General features: G+C 73.2%; 13 protein-coding genes. 6 read left to right on the top strand and 7 right to left on the bottom strand.

Annotated elements, in window-relative coordinates; genetic code table 11:
• Positions 1-65: 65 nt before the first annotated feature.
• The gene (locus QHG49_RS07900; RefSeq protein ID WP_301488126.1) at positions 66-2954 is read right to left on the bottom strand and encodes a glycoside hydrolase family 2 TIM barrel-domain containing protein; all 2889 of its coding nucleotides are present in this window, start codon (positions 2952-2954) and stop codon (positions 66-68) included.
• Positions 2955-3118: 164 nt separating this feature from the next.
• Positions 3119-4363: an FAD-binding protein gene (locus tag QHG49_RS07895; protein ID WP_301488125.1), complete on the bottom strand. Its 1245-nt coding sequence runs from the start codon at positions 4361-4363 to the stop codon at positions 3119-3121.
• Positions 4364-4465: 102 nt separating this feature from the next.
• Here QHG49_RS07895 and QHG49_RS07890 point away from each other — a divergent pair, with 102 nt between their 5' ends.
• The 6 genes from QHG49_RS07890 (at position 4466) to QHG49_RS07865 (ending at position 11490) form a co-directional block, all read left to right on the top strand.
• Positions 4466-5473, top strand: a complete 1008-nt coding sequence (locus QHG49_RS07890) for a hydroxyacid dehydrogenase (protein WP_301488122.1) — start codon at positions 4466-4468, stop codon at positions 5471-5473.
• A gap of 114 nt (positions 5474-5587) precedes the next feature.
• The gene (locus QHG49_RS07885) at positions 5588-6925 is read left to right on the top strand and encodes a radical SAM protein (protein ID WP_301488120.1); all 1338 of its coding nucleotides are present in this window, start codon (positions 5588-5590) and stop codon (positions 6923-6925) included.
• A gap of 138 nt (positions 6926-7063) precedes the next feature.
• The gene (locus QHG49_RS07880; protein WP_301488118.1) at positions 7064-8578 is read left to right on the top strand and encodes a cellulose-binding domain-containing protein; all 1515 of its coding nucleotides are present in this window, start codon (positions 7064-7066) and stop codon (positions 8576-8578) included.
• 217 nt (positions 8579-8795) lie between these two features.
• Positions 8796-8993: a 4-oxalocrotonate tautomerase family protein gene (locus QHG49_RS07875; RefSeq protein ID WP_145486504.1), complete on the top strand. Its 198-nt coding sequence runs from the start codon at positions 8796-8798 to the stop codon at positions 8991-8993.
• A 114-nt stretch (positions 8994-9107) separates the two neighbouring features.
• Positions 9108-10403, top strand: coding sequence for a multidrug effflux MFS transporter (locus QHG49_RS07870; protein WP_159706111.1), 1296 nt, complete (start codon positions 9108-9110; stop codon positions 10401-10403).
• 184 nt (positions 10404-10587) lie between these two features.
• A complete protein-coding gene (locus QHG49_RS07865) occupies positions 10588-11490 on the top strand; it encodes a LysR family transcriptional regulator (protein WP_145486502.1) in 903 nt (300 codons plus the stop codon).
• Positions 11491-11584: 94 nt separating this feature from the next.
• On the opposite strand, the gene QHG49_RS07860 is transcribed toward QHG49_RS07865, so the two are convergent.
• Genes QHG49_RS07860 through QHG49_RS07840 form a run of 5 tightly spaced genes read right to left on the bottom strand, consistent with a single transcriptional unit; the run spans position 11585 to position 17101 of the window.
• Complete coding sequence (locus QHG49_RS07860) at positions 11585-12469, bottom strand: DUF6282 family protein (RefSeq protein ID WP_301488114.1); 885 nt, start codon at positions 12467-12469, stop codon at positions 11585-11587.
• The gene (locus QHG49_RS07855) at positions 12456-13157 is read right to left on the bottom strand and encodes an RraA family protein (RefSeq protein WP_145486500.1); all 702 of its coding nucleotides are present in this window, start codon (positions 13155-13157) and stop codon (positions 12456-12458) included. The genes QHG49_RS07860 and QHG49_RS07855 overlap by 14 nt, the downstream gene beginning before the upstream one ends.
• The gene (locus QHG49_RS07850) at positions 13154-15358 is read right to left on the bottom strand and encodes an isocitrate/isopropylmalate family dehydrogenase (protein WP_301488112.1); all 2205 of its coding nucleotides are present in this window, start codon (positions 15356-15358) and stop codon (positions 13154-13156) included. Before QHG49_RS07850 ends, QHG49_RS07855 begins: the two co-directional genes overlap by 4 nt.
• A complete protein-coding gene (locus QHG49_RS07845; protein WP_159706119.1) occupies positions 15348-16169 on the bottom strand; it encodes an alpha/beta fold hydrolase in 822 nt (273 codons plus the stop codon). The genes QHG49_RS07850 and QHG49_RS07845 overlap by 11 nt, the downstream gene beginning before the upstream one ends.
• The gene (locus tag QHG49_RS07840) at positions 16166-17101 is read right to left on the bottom strand and encodes a 3-hydroxy-3-methylglutaryl-CoA lyase (RefSeq protein WP_145486497.1); all 936 of its coding nucleotides are present in this window, start codon (positions 17099-17101) and stop codon (positions 16166-16168) included. Before QHG49_RS07840 ends, QHG49_RS07845 begins: the two co-directional genes overlap by 4 nt.
• Between the last annotated feature and the right edge of the window lie 417 nt (positions 17102-17518).

Below are 17518 nucleotides of genomic sequence, written 5' to 3'. Positions count from 1 at the left end.
GAGTCCGGGCGCCGATCGTCCTGACCGGCCGACAGTACGGGCCGCCCCGCCCCGAAGCCTCCGAATTAAGCGGTGCCCGGAGCGGGGGAGAAGACGAAGGAGAACTCGGCCGGTTCCGCGCGCAGTCGGTGGTGGGGGAGCGGGCCGGGGCCGCAGGACTGGGAGCCGATGCCGTGCTGGGCGTGGTCCAGGTTGACCCAGACCGTGTCACCCGGCACCAGATCGGTCCGGTGGGCGGCGGCGTCCAGCTGCTCCGTGGTCCAGCGGCGGGCCGTCAGGAGGAACAGGGGCTCGCCCTCGACCCGCAGACCGCCCAGCTCCGCCCAGCGGACGTCGATCCGGGCGCCGTTCTCCTGCGGACGGACGTACGGCGTCTGGAGGTCGGCCACCGTCGACTCCCAACGCCCGGCCAATGCCGCCGACTTGGTGTCCGGATACGCCTCGCCGGGACCGCCGCCGAACCATCGGACCCGGTCGCTCGGGGGCGCGGGCAGCCCGAGGCGGATGCCGAGCCGGGGCAGCGGCAGCGTCCAGTCGCCCTCCGGTACGACGCTGACGGCCAGCCGCAGCCGGTCCCCGTCCGCCGTCCAGCGGTACATCGCCGCCAGCCCCAACTCCCTTCCGGCGGGCGCCACTCGGGTGCGCACGGTCAGCGCGTGGTCACCCGTCTCCACCGCGTCGAGACGGTGCCGCATCCGGTGCAGGCCGAGTCTCCGCCACAGCGGTCCGCAGCGCGGGTCGTGCTGCCAGGCGGCGCCCTCGTCGTTGTCGGTGGTCGCCCGCCACACGTCCAGCCGGAGACCGGTGACCGTCACGCCGCCGATCGCGGTCAGCGCGCCGGTGCGCGCGTCGAAAGTGCCGGGGCCCAGGGTGAACGCTCCATCGTCCGGGCGGAGTTGGGCGGTCGCCGGAACCCGAGGGGGCGTGCGGTCCGAGACCTGGACCTGGCCCCACGCGACGACATGCCCGCGCCCCGCCCACGGCGCGTCGGCCGCGAGCACCGCCCTGACCAGCCAGTGCGCCTCCCCGTCCGGCGCCCCGGCCGGTGGCGCGGGGAGTCCGACGTCGGCCGACTCGCCGGGCGCCAGGGCGGGCACCGGCAGCGCTCCGGTGGCGAGTGTCTCCCCGTCCACCTGGTACGACCAGGAGAACGCGAGCGCCGACAGATCGGCGGCGTCGTACCCGTTGGTCACCCGGACCGTGCCCGCGCTGCCGTCGCCCGTGATGCCGACCGGCTCCAGCACCTTCTTGTACTCGGCCAGGCCGGGGGACGGCCGCCGGTCCGGGAGGACCAGCCCGTCGCAGACGAAGTTCCCGTCGTGCAGCTCCTCCCCGAAGTCGCCGCCGTAGGCGAAGCCCAGCTCCGGATGCGCGATGCCGTGATCGATCCACTCCCAGACGAAGCCGCCCTGGAGACGCTCGTACGACGTGAACAGCCTCTGGTAGTCGGCGAGTCCGCCGGGGCCGTTGCCCATGGCGTGCGCGTACTCGCACAGCACGAAGGGGAGCCGGCGCCTGCGCCGCGGGCCCCCGTCCAGACGCCGGCCGATGCGCTCCACCTCCGCGTGCCCGGCGTACATCCGTGAATAGACGTCCGTGTCACGGCAGTCGTGGTCGCCCTCGTAGTGGATCGGGCGGGCGGGGTCGCGGGCGCGGATCCACTCGGCCATCGCGGTCAGACCCCGGCCCGTACCGGCCTCGTTGCCCAGCGACCACAGGACGACCGACGGATGGTTCTTGTCCCGCTCGACCGTCCGGGCCGCCCGGTCCAGCAGGGCCGGGGTCCAGCGGTCGTCGTCAACGGGGTTGTCGCGCCAGCCCAGTTCGGTGAAGCCGTGGGTCTCCAGATCGCACTCGTCGATCACCCACAGCCCGTACTCGTCGCACAGGTCCAGGAACGCCGGATGCGGCGGATAGTGGGAGGTGCGCACGGCGTTGATGTTGTGCCGCTTCATCAGCAGCACGTCCGCGCGCATGGTCGCCAGGTCCAGCGCGCGGCCCCGCTCCGGATGCCACTCGTGCCGGTTGACGCCCTTGAACAGCACCGGCCGTCCATTGACCTCGATCAGGCCGTCCGTCACCGCCACCGTGCGGAAACCGATCCGCAGCGGCACCCGTTCACCGCCGGTGGCCAGCACCCCGTCGTACAGGTGTGGCACCTCCGCCGACCAGGGCCGCACCGGCACCGTCACCGGCTGTCCGGCCGGGACGTCGATGCCGAGGTCCGCGACCGTGACCCGGCCCGCGACGTCCGAGTCGACGCGCAGGGTGCCGGTGCCCGTGCGATGGTCGTACGAGGCGTGCACGAAGAAGTCCCGTACGCCGTCGGCGGGGCGGTGCAGCAGGGTGACATCGCGGAAGATGCCGGGCAGCCACCACTGGTCCTGGTCCTCCAGATAGGACCCCGCCGACCACTGGTGCACCCGTACGGCGAGCACATTCCCGGCGGCCCTGAGCAGCGGCCCGACCGCGAACTCATGGGCCAGCCGCGACCCTTTGAACGTGCCCAGCTCGGTGCCGTTCAGCCAGACCCGGGCGCAGGACTCCACCCCGTCGAAGCGCAGCACCGCCCCGTCGCCGTCGCCGTGCGGCCAGTCCGCCGGGAGGTCGAAGCACCGCAGATGGTCGCCGGTCGGGTTCTCGGTCGGCACGCGCGGCGGATCGACGGGGAAGGGGTAGCGGTGGTTGGTGTACACCGGGGAGCCGTGGCCCTGGAGGACCCAGTGGCCGGGGACCGCGATCTCGGCCCAGCCGCCGGCGTCGTACCCCTCCCGCGCGAAGGGCTCGGCCTCGGCCGTGGGCGACAGCCGGAAGCGCCAGGAGCCGTTCAGGGAGAGGGACGGGGCGTCGGAGGACGCGTACCGGGCGCGGGGCGGCAGCGCACCGGAGCCGGGGGAGACGTCCTCGACGTACTCGGTGCCGTTGCCGTTGCAGGGGAAGGGGTCGACGGACATCGGTCTCCGATCTGGAGCCACACACGACGCAGGGGTGGGGTCAGGCGGGAGGGATGCTCACGCGAGGCTAGACACGGCACCCGGCACCCGACAAGGGCGCCCACCCCCTGACCAGACAAGGGCGCCCACTCCCTGCCCGGAACACTCCCCGCCCCCACAGACCGTCAGCCGCCCAGGACATCCGCGACGAACGCGTTGGTGAACTTGCCCGTCGGATCCAGGGACCGGACGAGCGCCCGGAAGTCGCCGAGGCGTTCGTACCGCCCCCGCACCACCGCCGCCGGCATGCCGAACACCTTCCCCCAGTGCGGACGCGGCTCGAACGGCTCCAGCGCCTCCTCCAGGCCGCGCACCACGGGCCGTACGGCCGCCTCGTCCCGCACCCAGGTGAAGTGCAGCGCCACCGAGTCCCGCGCGTACGCCGGACTGAGCCACTGCGGATCGGCGGCGACCGTGCGCACCTCGCAGGTCTGGAGCACCCCCGCGACGCTCTCCCGTATCCCGTCGACCGCCCTCAGCGCGCCGAGGGCCGCCGAGCGCGGCACCAGGTACTCCGACTGGATCTCCGCCCCGCTGCTCGGCGTGAACTCCGCCCGGAAATGCGGCAGTCGCTCATGCCACGGCCCCACGACACCCAGCTGCTCGGTGCAGTTGACGGCGGGCATGCCCGGCACCGGATGCACCGGCCCAGCCGCCGGCGCCGCCCAGGGGAAGTCCACCGCCGGCCGATCCGCGCGCCGCTTGACCCACACCTGGCGGAAGCCCGGGTTCCGCCAGTCCGTGAACAGGCTGACGCTGTACGCCGAGCCGGCGACCGTCTCGAACTCCAGCCCCTCCAGAGGAAGTTCGGTGAACACCCGCTGCTCCACCTCGAACGCCGTTTCGAGGTCGAGGGTGAGCGCGGTGACCACGCCCAGCGCGCCCAGCGAGGTCACGGCGCCGCCGAAGCGGGCGTCGCCCCGGGCGACCGTCACCGTCGTACCGTCCGCGACCACCAGCTCCACCTCCCGCACCGCCGAGGCCAGCGGCGGGTTGGCCATGCCCGAGCCATGGGTGCCGGTCGCCACCGAACCGGCCACCGAGATGTGCGGCAGCGAGGCCATGTTCGGCAGGGCCAGGCCGTGGGCGTGCACGGCGCGGGCCAGCTCGGCGTAGCGGACCCCGCCCGCGACCCGGACCGTCCGCGCCGCCGTGTCCACCTCGGTCACCGGCGCCAGCCCGGCCGTCGACAGCAGCACCCCGTCCGGGCCGGGATCGGCGATCCGGTTGAAGGAGTGCCCGCTGCCCAGGACCCGCACCTTCGCCGCGCCGGACACCAGGGCGCGCAGCGCGTCGAGCGAGGCCGGGCGCCGGTACTCCTTCGCGTCGTAGGCGATCGTGCGGGCCCAGTTGGTGACGGTCTCCCTCATGCTGCCGATCCTCTCGCCGGGGCGGCGGGTCCGTTGGCCCCCTTCTCCGCCGCGACCTACGGTAAGGACAGCCATGCCGCACCGAGCCCGGAGGGTCCGTCCTTGCCCGAGCGCCCGCAGGCCGTGCTCGCCATGGCGGCCGAGAACGTGCCGCACGTCTTCCCGCCCGGCCTCCTCGCCCGCCTGCGCACCCACCTCGACCTCGATCCCGCCCTGGTCGCCCAGGACTTCACCGAGCCCCGGGCGCGCGCGGCCCTCGCCCGCGCCGAGGTCCTCGTCACCGGCTGGGGCTGCCCCCTCCTGGACGCGGCCGCCCTGGACGGCGCCCCGAAGCTGCGCGCCGTGCTGCACGCGGCCGGTTCGGTCAAGGGCTTCACCACCGCCGAGGTGTGGCGGCGCGGCATCCTCGTCTCCTCCGCCGCCGACGCCAACGCGCTGCCCGTCGCCGAGTACACCCTCGCCATGATCCTGCTCACCGGCAAGGACGTCTTCGCCCTGCGCGAGGAACTGCGCGAGCGCCGGGACTTCCCGTACGGCGCGATCCTTCCCGGGCTCGGCAACCACGGCCGCCGCGTGGGCGTCGTCGGCGCCTCCCGCGTCGGCCGCCGGCTGATCGAACTGCTGCGCCCCCACGACCTCGCCGTCACCCTCGCCGACCCCACCCTGGACGCCGGGGAGGCCGCACCCCTCGGGGTGCCGCTGCTGCCCCTGGACGAGCTGCTGCGCACCAGCGACGTCGTCACCCTGCACGCCCCCGGGACCCCCGCCACCCGGTACCTGATCGGCGCCCGCGAGCTGGCCCTGATGCCCACCGGGGCGGTGCTCCTCAACACCGCCCGCGGCTCCCTCGTCGACCATGACGCGCTGGTCGCGGAGGTGCGCACCGGGCGGCTGCGCGCCGTCCTGGACGTCACCGACCCCGAACCGCTGCCCGCCGGCTCCCCGCTGTTCGAGCTGCCGGGCGCCTTCGTCACCCCGCACCTGGCCGGTTCCCAGGGCAACGAGGTGGCCCGCCTCGGCCGGGCGGTGGTCGAGGAGGCCGCGCGGCTGGCGGCCGGCGCGGGACTGCGCCACGCCGTCGACCCGGCCGCGCTGGACCGGCTGGCCTGACCCCGGACCGCCCGGGAACCCCGCCCCGGACGCGCCCACGGGACCCGGCACCGCCGCGCCCTGGCCGGGGGCATACGGTGGGGCAGTACGCCTGAGCCGGGAGGAGACATACGGATGGGCACACGCACCGCACTGGTCGAGGATCTGATGGAGCGCTTCCCGCACGTGCCGCGGGAAGCCGTCTTCAAGGAGGACCTGCTCCGCGGCGGTGTCGCCTTCGACAAATCCGCCCTGAGCGACAACGAGGGCGGCGACGTCAAGCCGAAGTCCTACTTCATCTTCTCCTTCGACCACGGCACCCTGCCCGAGCTGGGCGAGGCCGCGCTGCGCCGGCCCCCGGAGGAGATCATCCTCACCGGCGGGCCGTACGACCTGCGCCGTACGGTCGTCTCCGTACGGGTGAACCCCGCCTCCCCCTACCGGGTCGCCGCCGACGACGGGGGAGTGCTCGGCCTCTACCTCGACGGCAAGCGGATCGCCGACGTCGGGGTGCCGCCGATGCCGGAGTACTACCGGCACACCCTGTCCAACGGGAAGTCCGTGATGGAGGTCGCGCCCACCATCCAGTGGGGTTACCTGATCTATCTGACCGTCTTCCGGGTCTGCCAGTACTTCGGCGCCAAGGAGGAGTGCCAGTACTGCGACATCAACCACAACTGGCGCCAGCACAAGGCGGCGGGGCGGCCGTACACGGGTGTGAAGGACGTCGAGGAGGTCCTCGAAGCCCTGGAGATCATCGACCGGTACGACACCCAGAAGGCGTCCACCGCCTACACGCTCACCGGCGGCGCCATCACCAAGACGGTCGCCGGGCGCGACGAGGCCGACTTCTACGGCCACTACGCCAAGGCCATCGAGGAGCGCTTCCCGGGCCGCTGGATCGGCAAGGTCGTCGCCCAGGCGCTGCCCAAGGACGACGTGCAGCGGTTCAAGGACTACGGCGTGCAGATCTACCACCCCAACTTCGAGGTGTGGGACCGCCGGCTGTTCGAGCTGTACTGCCCCGGCAAGGAGCGCTACGTCGGCCGCGACGAGTGGCACAAGCGGATCCTGGACTCCGCCGAGATCTTCGGCGCGCGCAATGTGATCCCCAACTTCGTGGCGGGCGTGGAGATGGCCGAGCCCTTCGGCTTCACCACCGTCGACGAGGCGATCGCCTCCACCGCCGAGGGGCTGCGCTTCTTCATGTCGCACGGCATCACGCCCCGCTTCACCACCTGGTGCCCGGAGCCGACCACCCCGCTCGGCAAGGCCAACCCGCAGGGCGCGCCGCTGGAGTACCACATCCGGCTGCTCCAGGCCTACCGGCAGACGATGGAGGACTTCGGGCTGTCCTCCCCGCCCGGCTACGGCCCGCCCGGACCCGGCCGCGCGGTCTTCTCGGTCAGCTCCTTCATGGACAGCCTGCCCGCACGGGAGACGGCCGAGGAGGAGCCGCAGGTCAAGGCCTGAGCTGTCACCCTGAGTGATCGCTTGCGCACGGTCCGCTTGTCAGCGGGGCCGGGCCCGTGAAAGGCTCGGTTCCGCGGGGTTTATGACAACTCCGTCGTCCCTGTGGTGAGTTGACCTCGCCCGTGATGCAGGAGTTCCATGCCCGACCTGCCGACCCCTCAGGACGACGCCGAGGCCGCGCTGTTCTCGGAGTCCTGGGACGCGGTGCTCTCGTACGCCGCCCTGTGCGCCTCCGGTTCCGCCACCGCCCACCGGCTGGCCACCGAGGCGTTCACCCTCGGCATGCGCGAGGTCCGCGCCGCCGGTCGCACCCATGTGCGCGGCGCGGGCCGCCGCCCCGCCCGGCTGCCCACGATCCCGGCCCTGCTCACCGCCGTGCGCGCCACCGCCGCCGGCTGGTCGGCCGCGGGCCAGGGCCGGCTGCTCGCCCCTGGCCTTCCCCAGTGGCTGACCTCGCCCGAGGCGTCCCGCCTCACCGGCTCGCCCCGTGCCCATCCACCGGCGCTGCGGGCCCTGCGCGACCTCGGCGGGACGGACGCGGCGCTGCTGTGGCTGGCCGAGGTGGAGGCCCTGCCGCTGCCCGCGGCGGCGCACCGGCTCGGTCTGGACCCGGCCACCGCCCGGACCGAACTCGACCGGGTCCGGGCGCTGTTCCGGGAGCGCTGGCGGCGCGCCCGGGGTGACGCCCCGGAGCCCGAGAGCGCGGGGCTGGCCGCCGTACTGGCGGGCGGGGTGCTCGGCTGGGGCGGGCTCGACTATCTGGAGCGGCGCCGGCGGTCCGCCGAGGCCCGGGCCGGGACCGGCCGGGCGGGGGAGGCCCCCAGGGGTGAACCCGAGGAGCGCCCGGGGCTCAGGCGGCTGCTGCGCGGCGGCGGGATGTTCGCCACCGCCCTGCTGCTGTCGGCGACGGCACTGGGCGTCTCGCTCATGGCCCCCGGCGGTTCGGGCGCGGACTCCTTCACCGCCCGGGACGACACCGCCGCCACCCGCGACGACACCGCGGCACCCGACGACAGCGGTACGTCCGGCCACGGCGCCGCCACCCGGGGCGGCGGCCGGGGCGGCACCCGCCCCACCGTCGCGGGCTCCTCGCCGACCCCGACACCGACCCCGAGGCCGACCCCGAAGTCCGAGTGGAAGTCGACGTCCGGTCGTGAACCGACCTCCGCCCCGGATCCGGCGCCCGCGGGCCCGTCCGCCTCCGCGCGGGTGCCCGCCGGTCAGGGCGGCCGGGACCTCGGCCGTACGAGGCCCGAGCCCGCCCCCGACTCCCCGCCCAGGGCCTTCTCCTCCCTGGCCCACGGCCCGGTGGGCGTGCCGGTCCGCCCGGCCGCCCCGCCGTCGTCGTCCTGCCGGGTCGTCTACGACCTCGTCAGCCAGTGGTCCGGCGGCTTCCAGGCCACCGTCACCGTCACCGCCGAGCGGGCCCTGGACGGATGGCGGGTCGACTGGACGTTCCCGGACGGCCAGCGGATCGGCCGGATCTGGGACGTCACCGCCCGGCAGCACGGTTCCCGGGTCACCGCCACCGCCGCCGCCTACGACCGGGCCGTCCCGGCCCGCACCGCCGTGTCCTTCGGCTTCACCGGCACCTGGACCGGCGCCGACCGCGCCCCGGACGTCTTCACGCTCAACGGCCGGCGCTGCGCGTAGCCGCCGCGCCGCCCCCTTCCCGGGGGCCACTGGTCTCTACCTGACGAGCTGTCGTACGGCCGTCTCACCTGGACGTATCACGAGTCGTGATCGTTCTCAGAGCGTATTGCGTCTTGGACGGCCCCTGGTCCGGTGCTGGACTGGGTCCACTGCGGATCCCGGCCGAACCGGCCGCGGACCGCGCGCCATCGGCGCGACCTCGATCCAGGAGAACGCGATGCCTCTCATCCACGTGCAGCAGACCCCCGGCAAGACCGCCGAGCAGAAGGCCGAGCTGGTCCGCGAGCTCACCGACGCGTACGTCAAGGCCACCGGCAGCAAGCCGGAGAGCGTCTGGGTGACCGTGCAGGAGATCGCCACCGACAGCTGGTCCATCGCCGGTGAGACGCTGGCCGCCCGCGCCGCCAAGCGCTGAACCCAGGGGCCGACACCCGAGCCGCCGTTCCCGGGCGCACATCCCCCGTTTCGCCCGGGAACGGCTTCCCCTTTCGGTCGACACGAGTCTTGACCAAGGAAGTTGCCACGTGCCATGAAGACCGCAACGACACGCACCCCCTACGCGCTGTTGCTCGCCGTCCTGTCCTCGCTGAACGCGGGTGGCCTGTTCGCCTCCGACATCAACCTGCCGGGCGTGCCGGCCACCGCGCACGCCTTCCACACCCCGGTCGCGTCGGTGCAGTGGACGTTCAGCGCGTTCATGATCGGCATCGCGGTCTCGCAGGCGGTCTACGGGCCCATATCCGACGCGTACGGCCGTAAGCGCGTCATCGTCTCCGGGCTCGGCCTGTTCGTCCTCGCCTCCCTGGTGTGCGCCGCGGCGCCCACGGTCGAGGTGTTCGGCGCGAGCCGGCTCCTCCAGGCGCTCGGCGCCGGTTCGGGCATGGTGCTCGGCCGGGCCGTGATCAGCGACCTGTACGAGGAGAAGGACGCGGCCCGGATGTTCGCCACGGTCATGCCGATCGTCGGTGTCTCCCCGTCCGTCGCCCCGCTGATCGGCGGCTATCTGACGACCTACGTCTCCTGGCGCGCGCCGTTCGTGGTCACCGCGGCGATCGGCCTGGTGACCCTGGTCGCGATGATCACCGCGATCCCCGAGAGCCTGCCGCCGGAGCGCCGCAGCAAGCACCTGGGCGCCACCCTCAAGGGCTACCCGAAGCTGCTGTCCCGCCCCCTGTTCTGGGCCTACACGGTCAACCTGTGCGTGGCGTACGGCGGTTACTTCGGCTACCTGGCGGCCTCCCCGCTGGTGTTCGAGAAGATGCGGCTGGCCACCGAGACCACCAGCTACTGCTACATCACCGTCTCCCTCGCCTACGTCGCGGGCAACCTCACCTCGCGCGCCCTGGTCCGCACCCGGTCCGTCAACCGGCTGCTGTGGATGGGCCACGGGTTCTTCCTCGTCGGCGCGCTGATGATGCTGGGCCTCGGGCTTAGCGGGGCCGGCGGCCGCTGGGGTCTGCTGGTGCTGGTCTTCATGCCGGTCATGACGTTCGGCAACGGCTTCCTGCTGCCGCTGTCGATGAGCGCGGGCGTGACCACGTTCCGCGCCACCGCCGGTTCGGCGTCGGGCCTGATGGGCGCGCTCCAGCTGCTCTCCGCCTCGCTGGGCATCTACCTGTCCAGCCGGCTGCCCGCCGGTGACCTGTTCGCCCTCGGCTGGTTCGTGCTGATCGCCGCGGTGCTGGGCATCTGCGCCTTCGCCCTGTTCCTGTCGCTCGCCGCCCGGACGACGGCGCCCGTGCCCGTCTCCGCGCCGGTGCGCGACGGCGGAGAGCGGCCGACCGACCGCCCGGCCGCCGACCTCCAGGAAGCCGCCATGGAATAAGCCCACATGGGGCCGTACGACCGACGACGGCGGCACCCGTACCGCGCTGGTGCGCGTACGGGGGCCGCCGTCAGGTGTGCGAGGATTCCTCTGCGGCGACCCCGAAGCCTGTATCGATCTATTCATCAACAGAGCTGATTTGAGTTTCCATCACAGGGCCGCCCGTCGAGGATTGGGGGGTCCTGTGGAACTGCGCCAGATCCAGTACTTCGTCGCCGTCGCGGAGGAACTGCATTTCGGCAGGGCGGCGCAGCGGCTGCACATCGGCCAGCCCGCGGTCAGCCAGCAGGTGCGCCGGCTGGAACGGGAGCTGCGCACCCAGCTCTTCGACCGCTCCAGCCGCACGGTCACGCTCACCGCGGCCGGGCAGGCGCTGCTGCCCGAGGGCCGCCAACTGCTGAAGGCGCTGGACTCCTTCGCCGCCAAGGCCCAGCGGCTGGCCGCCCAGAAGGACGCCACCTTCCGCGTCGGGATCAGCTCCGCCCTCGGCGAGCGCCTGGACGACTTCCTGGACGCGCTGCCCGGCTCCGGGACCGGCACCCGCTTCGAGTTCCAGACCCTCGGCGCCCACCACCGCCTGGAGGAGGTACGGGCCGGCCGGCTGGACGCCGCCTTCGTGCGGGGCGTCGAGAGCGCCCCCGGACTGCGGCTGCTCACCCTCTGGTACGACCCCCTGGTCGCCGCGCTCCCCGCCGCCCACCCGCTGTCCGGCCGCGCCAGCCTGAACCTCGCCGACCTGGCGGGAGTTCCCCTGCGCATCGCCTCCCGCGGCGAGAACCCGGCGCTCTACGACGCCGTCGTCGCCGCCTGCCGCAAGGCCGGTTTCGAACCCACCTTCGGTGCGCCCTTCACGGGTTTCCAGGACACCCTCGCCGAGATCGGCGCGAGCGGCGACGGCTGGACCCTGATGTACCCGACGGCGGCCGACACGGTCTCCTCCCGCCGGATCGCGCTGCTTCCGCTCGACGGGGAGCCCATCACCATGCGGATGTTCCTCGCGCTGCCGGAGAACGCGGACCCGATGCGGCTGGAACTGCTCACCGAGACGGCGGCGCGGGTTCGCCGCAAGACGATGGGGTCCGCCTGACCGCCTGACGGACCCCGCCGCACGCGCAGCGCCCCGGGAGGGACCGCAGTACGGGTCCCTCCCGGGGCGCTGACACTCGCTCGGACCGGCCGCCCTACAGGCTGAGCATCCTCAGCGGCGCGTCCCGCACGACCTCCGTGATCCGGCTCTCGTCGAGACCGGCCTTCGCGAACCAGTCCCGGCTCTGTGTCGTCCACTCCCCGATGTCCATCTGGGACGTCTGCCCCAGATCGGAGCTGTAGAGGGCGCGCGGCACCTTGGCGAGGACGGCGGAGAAGTCGTCCCAGTCCTGGTAGCCCAGCAGGTGGGTCAGCGCGGTCTGCTCCGCGTACACCTGTTCCGCCGAGGCGATGTCCAGCAGATCGGCGCAGCTCAGACCGGTCATCGGGTTGGCCGGCTGATTGAGCATCACCCGCGGCACGTCGAGCCGTACCGCCTCCTCGACCAGCAGGAGCACCTCGCGCCCGTCGGCGTGGCCGGTGGAGATCACGATCGGCAGGTCCCGGGCCATGCGCAGGATCTCCCGCGCCTCGGGCCGGAGCGCGCCGTCCCCGTCCGTGACGGTGAGCGGCCGCAGCCCGTCCCGGGCCAGCAGCGGATGCGCCGGGGTACGGGACAGCCGGCTCGTGTGGGTCCGCCCGGTCACCGTCGGCAGATGGACGATCAGGCGCAGCCCGCTGTCCTCACCGTGCTGGACGACGGCCTGCTCCACGGCCCGGGTGTCCAGGCCGCCCGCGATGTCGTTGAGCACGATCGAACCGGACACGGGCAGGCCCTGCTGACGGGCCTCCCACGCCTGGGCCGCGGTGGAGCCCAGGTGGTTCTTCAGCACCACCCAGCCGCCGAGCCGGGCGTACTGCTCGCCGGCCGTGGTGGCGGTGTGCCGCCGCACATAGGCGTCCGGGCCGACGTGGTAGTGGACGTCCACGAACGCCGCCTGGCCGGTGCCGGGCGCGGGCCGCGGTTCAGTGGTCGTCACGGCCCTCGTCCTCCCAGGGGCGCGCGTAGCCGTAGCGGGCCCGCGCCTCGTCCAGCCGGATACCGTCCGCCGCGGCCTCCCGGATGCGGCGCTCGGTCCGCTCGACGGCCTCGGCGCGCCGGACGACCTCGTCGACCAGGTCGGCGGGGACGCGCAGCGCCCCGTTGTCGTCCGCGAACACCAGGTCGCCGGGGCGGACCACGGTGCCGGCGATGTCCAGGTCGACACCGGTGCGGTCGAGCACCACCCGGTTCTTGCCGCTGACCATGGTGACGGCGGTGCTGAACAGCGGGTACCCGGACTCGCGGGTCTCCCGTACGTCGCGCACGGCCCCGTGCACGACGGTGCCCGCGATGCCCCGGCGCAGCGCCACCGAGGTGAGCAGGGAACCCCAGTTGGTGCAGGCGCCGGTGCCGCCGTTGTCCGCGACCACGACCGAGCCGGGCGGCACGTCGTCGATGTAGTTGGCGGCGTTGTGGAACGCGCCGTCGTCCTCGACGGGCCGGTAGCGCAGGGTGAACGCGGGCCCGAAGGCCACGCTGCCAGGCGTGCGGGCGGCGATGCCGGGCAGCACGAACGGCGCGGCCCGCAGGCTGTCCAGCGCGTCGGAGAGGGCGGCCGTGTCCAGCCGGGCCAGGCGTGCGCTCAGCTCGCTGTCGAGCAGCGGGTCGGCGGATGCGGTGGTCATACGGTCTCCTCCACGAGCTGACGGGCGATGGTCCAGGCGGCGAACTGTCCGGCGTACCCGAGGACTTCGGGACCCCGGTTGGGGACGGTCAGCTCGCCGGTGCGCTCCCGCGCCCCGTCCCGCACCGCGCACCGGAGGCGGACGGTGCCGGTGTGATCCTGCGGGCCGCCGCCGTCCCAGGCCGCGTCCAGCGTCACGGACACCCGGCCGGACGGCTCCCGGTCCTCGGCCGGCCGCCGCTCGGCGGCCAGTTCGGCGGCGAACCGGCCGCCGGTGACCCGGTCCTCGGCCTCCAGACCCAGGCCACGCGTGTCCAGCAGCTCGGCGAGCTCCTGGACGGCGGTGCGCTCCCTGCTGGTGACGACGTACGCGCCGAGCGCGTCGTCCAGCCGCTTCGCCAGCTCCGCCGCGCTCTGCGGCGGGCAGTCGATCCGGACGTCCACGTAGGGGTAGTGCCAGCGGTAGGCGGGCTTGACCCGCAGCCCCAGGTCCCGCACCAGGGCGTCCACCGCGGCGGCGGCGTCCGCCTCGATGACCCCGAGGGTACGGCGGAACACCGTGACGACGGGCTCCGGTTCGGGGAGGTGGGCGATGCCGTCGCGCAGGAAGGCGTCGAGCATCGGCAGGCACTCGCGCGGCGGGCCGGGGAGCATCACCACGGTGGTGCCCTGCACATCGAGGCGGCAGCCCCAGGCGGTGCCGTTGGTGTTGGGCAGCAGTTCGGCGCCCTCGGGGAACTGCGCCTGGCGGCGGTTGTCCTCGTGGACGGCGACCCCGAAGCGGGTGAGCCGCTCGACGACGCCCTGCCACGCCTCCTCGCGGTGCTCCAGCGGCCGGCCGACGGCGCGGGCCACCCCGACCCGGGTCACATCGTCCGAGGTGGGGCCGAGACCGCCCATCACCACGACCACGTCGTCGCGGCCGAGGCAGGAGCGCACGGCGTCCGCGATCGCCGCCTCGTCGTCACCGACGGTGTGCCGGACGCGGACCGGTACGGCACGGGCGGCCAGCCTGCGGGACGCCTCGCCCGCGTTGCTGTCCTCCAGTACCGCCCGCAGCAGCTCGTCCCCGACGGTGACGACGGCCGCGGTGTGGACGCGCGGCACGGCACGGCAGGCGTCCAGCACGGACGCGGCGCACTCGGCGGTGGTCGCCGTACCGCCCAGGTCGTACGTCACCCGGTCCCGGCGGCGCGTGACATGCGAGACCGCGTCCCGGACCTGCCCGGCGGCCTCGCCGAAGCCGAGGTGTTCGAGGAGCAGGCCGACGGTGAGGAAGGCGGCGAGCGGGTTGGCCCGGCCGGTCCCGGCGAGGGCGGGGGCGCTGCCGTGCACCGGCTCGAAGTAGTTGCCGTTCTCCCCGATGTTGGCGCTGGGCGCGAGGCCGAGGCCGCCCATCACCCCGCCGCCGAGGTCGGACAGGATGTCGCCGAACATGTTCTCGGCGACGATGACCCCGAAGCGCTCCGGGCGGCGCGCCATCCACAGCGCGACCGCGTCCACGTTGAGGATCTCGTACTCGATCTCCGGGTAGTCCGCGGCGATCTCCTCCAGGCGCTCGCGGGCGTAGGCGCTGCTGCGCCGCAGCACGTTCGGCTTGTCCGCGAGGGTGACCCGGCCGTGCCCGTGGGCGCGGGCGTGCTCGAAGGCGTAGCGCAGGATGCGGTCGAGGCCGTGCCGGGTGAGCATCCGCACGCTCGCGGTGGTGGCCTCGCGGCCGCTGATCCGCGCGTTGGGGTGGTCCGCGACGAGCGGCCACATCTGCTCGGGCACCTGGTCCCAGTCGAGGCCCGCGTACAGACCCTCGGTGTTCTCGCGCACCACGCAGAAGCGGTACGGGGTGCCGCCCAGGTAGCTCTCGACCGGCCGGAGATTGGCGAACAGGTCGAGGCGCTGGCGCAGTTGGATGATCGGCGACACGTACTGCGGGGCCTGCTCACGCAGGTGCGGTGCCAGGTCGGCCAGGGCCTCGCGTCCCGGCTTGCTGGTGGTGGCGCCGAGCAGCACCGCGTCGCTGCGGCCGATCAGGTCCCAAGTGCGCTGCGGCACCGGGGTGCCCTCGGTGCGCCAGAACTCCCAGCCGATGTCGCCGTGTTCGAGGGTGATGGGCAGCCCGAGGGCGTCGATCACCGGGAGGGCCGCATCGAGTACCTCGGGGCCGATGCCATCGCCGGGAAGTACTGCGACGGTCTTACTGGTCATGGATCCTCTTCTGTTGCTGTGGTGCCAGGAACGCGGCGACGGCCCGCCGGGTGGCCTCCGGCTGGTCGGCGTGGGGGCGCATGCCCGCCCCTGGAATGCCGACGCCGTTGTGCCCGGGGCCGGTTGCGAGGTGCCGCTCGCCCACGAGGTTCGACTCGGTGCCGTAGACGTGCAGCAGTCTGCCCGGGAACGCCTCGACGCGGTCGCGCAGATCGGCGCGGTGCAGCAGGCGCAGACCGGTGGCCAGGCGCCGGCCGGACAGCGGGTCGTCGGCGCCGTCCCGCCCGCTGTCCGGGGTGTCCCGGGGGCCGGCCGGGGCCGGTAGGGGCGCGGGGTCCGCCGGGCCGCGGACCACCTCGTGCAGCAGGTCGAGCGCGGCGGCTGTGCCCCGCTCGGCCACGGCCGCCGCGATGCGCTCCAGGGTCGCGTCGAGCGTCCCGTCGGCGACCGTGGGGGAGGACAGCAGGACGACGTCGGCCCGGTGCGTCCACGGCTGGTCGAGCAGTTGCTGGACGACGGCGCCGCCCAGGGCGTTGCCCACCAGGACGTCGGGCTCCTCGGCGCGCAGGACCCCCGCCCACCGGTCGGCGAGGAGCCCGAGGTCGTCCCCGTCGCGCAGCAGCGACAGGGTGTCGTACACCGTCACCCGGTGGCCGGTCGTCACCAGCGCCTCGGCGACCGGCTCGAAGAAGGCTCCCCGGTCCCAGCGGGCCATGACGGGCGCGAGCACACAGGCGGTGCGGGGCGCGCCCGCCCCGCCCAGGTGCACGGCGACCGGGGCCCGCAGGGGTGTCGCGGCCGGCGAGGTCATGCCGCGACCACCGGGCTGGTCAGCTCGCGCGCCGCGCTGAAGGCGGCGCCCATGTGGTCCACGGGCAGCTTGGCGCGCTCCTCGACGGAGAGGTCGAAGTGGCCGAGGACCAGGTCGGGCAGCGGCAGCGAGGGTCTCGCCTCGGCGATCTCGGACTCCATGCGGTGCGCGAGGGTGAGGATCCGCCCGAGGTCGTACCGGTCGGTGTGCCCGGCGCGGCCCAGGTAGGCGAGCCACTGCTCGGTGATCAGGTTGCCGGGGCCCTTGCCCATGCCGAGGACCGAGGAGTCGATCCAGGTGGCACCCGCGTCGACCGCCGCGATGGAGTTGGCGAGCGCCAGGCCCAGGTTGTTGTGCGCGTGCAGGCCTATCTCGGCGCGGGTCACCGAGCGCACCAGGGTGACCAGGCGGGAGACCTCGTCCGGCAGCAGACTGCCGTTGGAGTCGGCCAGGTAGATCACGTCCGCGCCCGAGTCCTCGGACATCGCGGACAGTTCCACGAGCCGCCGCCGGTCGAGCTGGCTGACGCGGGTGATGTTCACGGTGGTGGTGAAGCCGAGGTCCGCCGCCTTGCGGAGCACGGCGAGACCGGGCTCGGGCGTCGTGGACGGCAGGCAGAACCGTACGAGCCGTACGCCGGCCTCGTACATCTGGGTGAGGTCGTCGTCCTCGATGTTCTTCGGGTGCAGGATCATGCAGATCCGCTCGGGCGGTATGACCTCGGCCATGGCCCGTATGTAGTCGTCGGCGCCCGTGCCCGTCAGCCCCAGGTCGGGCTTGGGCTGGAAGGACCCCTTGCGGTAGCCGATCTCCACCCATTCGATTCCGGCCGCGACGCTCTCCCGGGCGTGCTCCAGGGCGTATTCGAGGGTGAAGCCGAAGTTGTTGCGGTATCCCCCGTCTCGCAGCGTCACATCGAGATTGGTGACCATGTCTCCTCCGTTGACTGTCCGAGGTGGCGGCGGGGAGCGAGAATGATGGATTCCATCGTGCACCGCAGCGAAAAGTCGGTGTCAGCAGATAAGTGACACATGGTGTCGATTTCCCCCGTCCCCCGTTGCCCTGATTCCTGATTGATTCGTTCGAGAATTCCGGACGCGCCGTCAATGCGTAGTCACTTCGCCGGCCGGGCCCCCGTGGGCGGAATGGATGCTAGCCGTCCCGGCGCGGGAAGTGCAAGGTGGAGATGGCAGCCGGTGGCCATCCTTATATCGCGCCGAATTGGCAGAAGAAATTTACTTTCCATATACCGTCGCCGTCGGGGGTGTTTGGCCTGCGTGGTGCGTCACGCGTCAAGTCCAGCATCGGCGCACGGGTCGTCCAAGACTCAATTTGCTCTGGTATCGATC

Source organism: Streptomyces sp. WP-1 (assembly GCF_030450125.1).
Taxonomy (GTDB): domain Bacteria; phylum Actinomycetota; class Actinomycetes; order Streptomycetales; family Streptomycetaceae; genus Streptomyces; species Streptomyces incarnatus.
This window is presented reverse-complemented; position numbering and strand designations above follow the sequence as displayed.

What these genes read in the sequence shown, in the direction of transcription:
- QHG49_RS07855 (WP_145486500.1), bottom strand. Translation starts at nt 13,157, where the DNA reads ATGACCACCGCATCCGCCGACCCGCTGCTCGACAGCGAGCTGAGCGCA.
- QHG49_RS07875 (WP_145486504.1), top strand. Translation starts at nt 8,796, where the DNA reads ATGCCTCTCATCCACGTGCAGCAGACCCCCGGCAAGACCGCCGAGCAG.
- QHG49_RS07845 (WP_159706119.1), bottom strand. Translation starts at nt 16,169, where the DNA reads ATGACCTCGCCGGCCGCGACACCCCTGCGGGCCCCGGTCGCCGTGCAC.
- QHG49_RS07900 (WP_301488126.1), bottom strand. Translation starts at nt 2,954, where the DNA reads ATGTCCGTCGACCCCTTCCCCTGCAACGGCAACGGCACCGAGTACGTC.
- QHG49_RS07840 (WP_145486497.1), bottom strand. Translation starts at nt 17,101, where the DNA reads ATGGTCACCAATCTCGATGTGACGCTGCGAGACGGGGGATACCGCAAC.
- QHG49_RS07870 (WP_159706111.1), top strand. Translation starts at nt 9,108, where the DNA reads ATGAAGACCGCAACGACACGCACCCCCTACGCGCTGTTGCTCGCCGTC.
- QHG49_RS07850 (WP_301488112.1), bottom strand. Translation starts at nt 15,358, where the DNA reads ATGACCAGTAAGACCGTCGCAGTACTTCCCGGCGATGGCATCGGCCCC.
- QHG49_RS07885 (WP_301488120.1), top strand. Translation starts at nt 5,588, where the DNA reads ATGGGCACACGCACCGCACTGGTCGAGGATCTGATGGAGCGCTTCCCG.
- QHG49_RS07880 (WP_301488118.1), top strand. Translation starts at nt 7,064, where the DNA reads ATGCCCGACCTGCCGACCCCTCAGGACGACGCCGAGGCCGCGCTGTTC.
- QHG49_RS07895 (WP_301488125.1), bottom strand. Translation starts at nt 4,363, where the DNA reads ATGAGGGAGACCGTCACCAACTGGGCCCGCACGATCGCCTACGACGCG.